Origin of the sequence: Streptomyces lancefieldiae (assembly GCF_031845825.1) — a bacterium.
GTDB classification, from domain to species: Bacteria; Actinomycetota; Actinomycetes; order Streptomycetales; family Streptomycetaceae; genus Streptomyces; species Streptomyces lancefieldiae.
The window spans coordinates 1-4103 of sequence record NZ_JAVRFH010000145.1; the positions used below are offsets into that span (position 1 = coordinate 1).

General features: G+C 72.6%; 5 protein-coding genes and 1 pseudogene. 5 read left to right on the plus strand and 1 reads right to left on the minus strand.

Annotation, left to right across the window (positions count from 1 at the left end; translation table 11 throughout):
* Positions 1-290 precede the first annotated feature (290 nt).
* From RM812_RS40825 to RM812_RS40835, 3 genes are read left to right on the plus strand one after another with little or no spacing between them, the layout of a single operon-like run.
* On the plus strand, positions 291-1079 hold the full coding sequence (locus RM812_RS40825; protein WP_311585878.1) for a hypothetical protein: 789 nt from the start codon (positions 291-293) through the stop codon (positions 1077-1079).
* A 55-nt stretch (positions 1080-1134) separates the two neighbouring features.
* Positions 1135-2055, plus strand: coding sequence for a hypothetical protein (locus tag RM812_RS40830; protein WP_311585880.1), 921 nt, complete (start codon positions 1135-1137; stop codon positions 2053-2055).
* Between the two features lie 9 nt (positions 2056-2064).
* Complete coding sequence (locus RM812_RS40835; protein ID WP_311585882.1) at positions 2065-2319, plus strand: hypothetical protein; 255 nt, start codon at positions 2065-2067, stop codon at positions 2317-2319.
* A 144-nt stretch (positions 2320-2463) separates the two neighbouring features.
* Here RM812_RS40835 and yidD read toward each other — a convergent pair whose 3' ends face one another.
* Positions 2464-2904 (minus strand): membrane protein insertion efficiency factor YidD, encoded by a 441-nt coding sequence (gene yidD, locus RM812_RS40840; RefSeq protein ID WP_311585884.1) that lies wholly within the window; start codon positions 2902-2904, stop codon positions 2464-2466.
* A gap of 110 nt (positions 2905-3014) precedes the next feature.
* Here yidD and RM812_RS40845 point away from each other — a divergent pair.
* Together RM812_RS40845 and RM812_RS40850 are read left to right on the plus strand one after the other, a co-directional pair.
* Positions 3015-3239, plus strand: a pseudogene (locus tag RM812_RS40845) (IS5/IS1182 family transposase); the annotation flags it as partial.
* Positions 3240-3397: 158 nt separating this feature from the next.
* On the plus strand, positions 3398-3856 hold the full coding sequence (locus RM812_RS40850; RefSeq protein ID WP_311585888.1) for a hypothetical protein: 459 nt from the start codon (positions 3398-3400) through the stop codon (positions 3854-3856).
* The last annotated feature ends 247 nt before the right edge of the window (positions 3857-4103 follow it).

Consider the following 4103-nt stretch of genomic DNA (forward strand, 5'->3'; position numbering starts at 1 on the left):
CTGCGGCGTTGTCGCACGATCGAGGGGCGGTCTCCGTGAGACCGCCCCCGCACGACCAAAGTCCCGCTACACTCCCGCCACCCGGCGAAAGACCAGGTCAGACAGCGAAGTCCTGCTGGAGTACTAGAGAGGGCCAAGGCGTCCGCTGCCCGTGCAAGCGTCTCTTCGCATCCTTGCGGGGTCCGCGACGAGCTGCTTACACCCTGGATTAGGGTCGGGTCGGCAGAAGTTGACGGCAGGTCGGACTGCCGCGGTGTCTGGCCTGGCAGCGGGCGTAGAAGAGGGGTTCAGTGGAGAGCCTGGAAGATCTGGGGGGTCTCCTCGCGGAGATGGCCGGCCGGTACGCCCGGGAAGACGGGGACCGCGGGCCCGCCCTGATGGCGCTCGGCGGCATCGGGCAGCAGGAGGGCGAGCGGATTGTGGACCTGGATGCTCCACTGCTGGGCCATGCCACACGCGAGGTCCGCGACCTGCTCAAACGCGGCGACTCCTTCGGACTGCACGTCCAGGACGCCCAGCGTGCCGTGCACCTGGACCGGGAGGGGTGCCTGTCGCTTCTGGCTGCCCTCGTCGGCGCCGGATACCTGACCGCGCCCGAGGACCTCAACCAGCCCCAGCACTGCACCAACTGCCGCACCGACGACTGCGAGTACCACGACTACCGGACCTGGACGCTGACCCCCGCGGGGCGGAGCCTGGCCCATGCCTCCGGCCGCAGGCCGTCCACCCGCAAGAACGCCGACGCGCTGGCCGCCAAGGTGGTCAAAGCCGCCCAGGCCATCAACGCTGATCCCGATGCGACGCTGTGGTGGGTCAAGGAGATCCGCGCGGTGGGCGCCTACGCCGACCCCGGCCAGGAGCCGCTGCTGCACGTCGATCTCGCCGTGGATCTCCGGCCGCGCCTGGACGACCCGCTCGAGCAGCGCAAGGCCGAACAGCGCCTGCGCGATGCCGCCCGCGACCGCGGGGAGCGGCAGCGGGTGTGGGACATGGTCGGGTACGGCCACTGGCGTACCCGGCGCGCGCTCGCCGGGCGCAGCAAGGTCGAACCGACTGTTCAGCCCGGCCCGGGCAGTTGAGGGGAGGCTGCTGTTCGCGGAGGAGCGGGAGCTGACCGTCTCCGCGAAGGCGACCGTGCCCTATCAGCGGCCGGCGCAAGTGCCGCTGACGAACTGCTCGTGGTGCGGGCGGCAGGTTCAGGCGGCGCGCGTCGGCCAGCGCGGTACCCCGCTGGCCTCGTCCCCCGTCGGGCTGTGCGAGCAGTGCCTGTCGCTGGGCTGGGCCGATGATCTCCAGTACCAGGGCTCCGTCGAGGTGTGGCCGTGGGGGGCGGTCCGCACGCTGCGCGCGGCACTGCCCGAGGAGCCGTTCCACCCATCCGGGTGCGCGCTGTGCGGCCGCGAGGACGCGGTGGAGCAGCCGTGGTGGCCGGGCGATCACCGCGACGGGTCCGGCGGGGACGATCCGATCGTGCTCCGGTTGTGCGACGTGTGCCCGGGACTGCTGGAACTGGTCGACGCCCCCGGCCGGGACGGCTTGTGGTGCGCCCGGCACGAGCACGCGTGCATGGTCGGCATGCGCGCCCTCCTGTGGCGCCGGGCCGGCGTCGAGGAGGGTATCCCGAGCGCGCGGAAGGCCCGGAAGCGGCCGCGGCTGACCGCGCTGCACCGGGACGTGCTGGCCCGCGCACCGTTCAGCCAGGACCATCAGGACTCCCGCTGGTGGCTGGTGCGGCTGGCCCACCTGTTCGACCACCGCCTCATCGCCGAAGTGCGCGACGGCGGTGAGGAGGCACGGGGGCTCGTGCGGGCCACCAGCGACCTCGAACGGGACCTGGACGACCAGCTTGATGCGCTGCACAGGCCGGGGCCGGTCTGGGACGGCGAGCGGGTGCTCGAACCCGCGCCGCCCGCGGGCTGGACCGGGAGGCGCTGCGCCGGCGGGCGGATCACCCAGTGCCGGAGGCTCCCCGCAGTCGCTGGGGGTAGCCGTCGGCACTCCGTCGTGGTGGGTGGGTCCCCGCCCGCAGAGGTCACAACGACGGGGACTTCCTAGGATGAGCGGATGACTCGCTTCAGTATGGACCTCCCGGTCCCCTCGATCGACGGCGAGTGGGCCCCTGAAGCGGCAGCCGCTCTGGTCGGCACACGGTGGCCCCTCAAGGCAACCCTCGTCGAAGGCCAGGTGGTGAACATCCCCGCGCGCGTGGTCGCAGCGAAGACGTCCCCGGACGGAGTGACGATGCGGCTGGACCTGGAGACGGACGTCTTGCTGGAGGGCAACTTCTCCGTCAGCAACATCAGCGTGGACGACGACTGACGCTGCCACGCCCCCCGTTCGTTGAGCCACGTGGCACCGGGCGGCACACATGCTGCGCGGCCTTCCTCTCCGGTACGGGCGCGCCGTTTGCGGTCTTGTTGAGCGGGCCCGCTGCCCACCGGTACGCGTGCGTGGTCCCGGCGGTCAGCCGCGGCCCGGCGGCACCGGGTCGTACGAACCCCTGCGGCGGGCGGCGCCGGGGCGGCAGCGCAGCAGCCGCGCCAGGATCAGGCGACTGCCGCGGAGGGCGCCGTGACGGTGGAGCGCCTTGACCGCATAGGTGGAGCAGGTCGGGGTGTACGGGCAGCACGCAGACCGGGTCGGGCTGACCGCGACGCGGTAGTGCCGCACGAACCGGTACATCGCGGCGGCCACCCGCCTGCCCGGAACGGGCGCGGCCGGGTCCGCGCCGTGTCCGGCGGCCGTGAGCGAAGGTCGCAGGGCGGCCAGCAGCACGGCCGCCTGCGTCCACACGCCGCCGCAGCAGCACGGATGCGTCAGCGTGTCCAGCGTCCCCGCGCAGCAGCCCTCGTCCTTCTCGTCCTCCGCGCCGCTTCCGCGGCCCTGTTTCCGGTTTCGCACCATGATGTCGCTCCTCCCCGTCGCGGTCGGAAGATCATACGAAGAGGTGACGGTGGCGAACGGAGGTGGTCCGACGGTCCCCGGGCGGCGGGAAGGAGCGGGCGGCACCACCCCAGGGCCCGGCACACCGGCGGCCGGGGAACGGCCTGGCCTTCGACCGCGAGCTCTACAAGGCCCGCAACGTGGTCGAACGCTGCTTCAATCGTCTCAAGCAGTTCCGCGCGATCGCGACCCGCTTCGACGAACTCGCCACCCGCTACAAGGCCGGAGTCCACCTCGCCGCACTCATCCTCTGGCTCCGTGAACCCGCCCGAGATTCTTTGTCAGACAGGTCCTAGGCTAGGAGCCCGGTGCGTGGTCTGGCTCCGGCAGGGCTATCCCGCGTGCGGTGTCCGCACGTTGGCGCGGTGGCCCGGCGCCAGGGGGTCTGTTCGTTCGGGTGACGCTGGTGGCACCACGGCGCGGGCAGGCGACGTCTGACCGTAGGGTGCCTTGCATGCCCGACCTGACCGAACAGCAGACGAGCGAGCTGAGGGCGGCTGCCGCGGCCGCGGCCGTGCTCCCGTCCCAGCAGGCGGTGATTCCGGTGGTGTGCCGGATGGCCTCCGTGGACCCGGTGACCGGGCGGAAGGAGAACACCGCGTCGCTGCTGAAGCTCGTGCGGGGCGGTGAGGCGGACATGCGGGCCGCATTCGAGGTGGCCGGCCGGATGCTGGCCGGTGATGTCCGGCCTGATGGTCAGGTCGTACCCGTCGGAAGTGCCGCCGGCGATCCGATGATGACGCTGGCGTGCGACGTCATCCGGATGGGCATGCGCGGGGAGCCGGAGCGTGCATGGGCCCAACTCGAGCAGCAGCATCCCGCCCGGCGGGCCGCGGTCTTCTCCATTCTGGTCTCCTTCCTCAACTACCACTTCGCCGGGCTCGATCCGCTCGCCCTGGCGGCTGCGGAGTAGATCCTGCCGTGCGCGCGGCCGACTCGGCCGGGGGGATCCGCCGGGCGGGCGAGTGCCCGTGCGGGGCGGCCGGGGGTCGGCTGGGCGGGGGGGTGTGGACTTTCCGGTGCAGGTGGCTGAGGCGGGGACGGCGAGCGAGCTGCCCGCCGGGGCGGGCGGGGCGTCCGAGTGGACGGGCGACGGTGACCGGGTGGTCCGGTGGCGCGGGGCGGCGGGGGTGCGGTGGCTGTCGCGCAGCGGGCGGGAG

Bases quoted from the DNA above. Each gene is read 5' to 3' on its own strand.
- yidD (WP_311585884.1), bottom strand. From the start codon at position 2,904: ATGGTGCGAAACCGGAAACAGGGCCGCGGAAGCGGCGCGGAGGACGAG.
- RM812_RS40850 (WP_311585888.1), top strand. From the start codon at position 3,398: ATGCCCGACCTGACCGAACAGCAGACGAGCGAGCTGAGGGCGGCTGCC.
- RM812_RS40835 (WP_311585882.1), top strand. From the start codon at position 2,065: ATGACTCGCTTCAGTATGGACCTCCCGGTCCCCTCGATCGACGGCGAG.